Origin of the sequence: Acetobacter sp. DmW_043 (assembly GCF_002153485.1) — a bacterium.
Classification (GTDB): domain Bacteria; phylum Pseudomonadota; class Alphaproteobacteria; order Acetobacterales; family Acetobacteraceae; genus Acetobacter; species Acetobacter thailandicus.
Window position 1 is genome coordinate 1 of record NZ_JOMN01000114.1, and the last position, 287, is coordinate 287.

At 66.2% G+C, this 287-nt stretch carries 1 pseudogene; it reads left to right on the forward strand.

Annotation, left to right across the window (positions count from 1 at the left end):
• Positions 1-287 (forward strand): annotated as a pseudogene (locus HK11_RS12785) (Ti-type conjugative transfer relaxase TraA); the annotation flags it as partial.

Genomic DNA, 287 nt, shown 5'->3' on the forward strand with positions numbered 1-287 from the left:
CAGAAGAAGGCGCTGTCTGACGCTGTGCGGGATCTGGAGCGGGTCCGGCCTGGCGGGGAAGCGGATATGAGGGCTGCGCTGAAGCATCAGCCGGACATCGGGCCGGTGCTGTATGGTCTGGAAGGTCCGGCGCGGGCGCGCAAACTGGTCGAGGGGCTGGAGCATGAGGAGAGGGTGCGCAGGAGCCCGGATCTGCGGGCTGAGCGGTTTGTGAAGGCGTGGGAGGGTCTGAGCCACGCGCAGCAGGGTGTGGCACTGAAGGATCTGAAGCGGGATACACAGCTTGC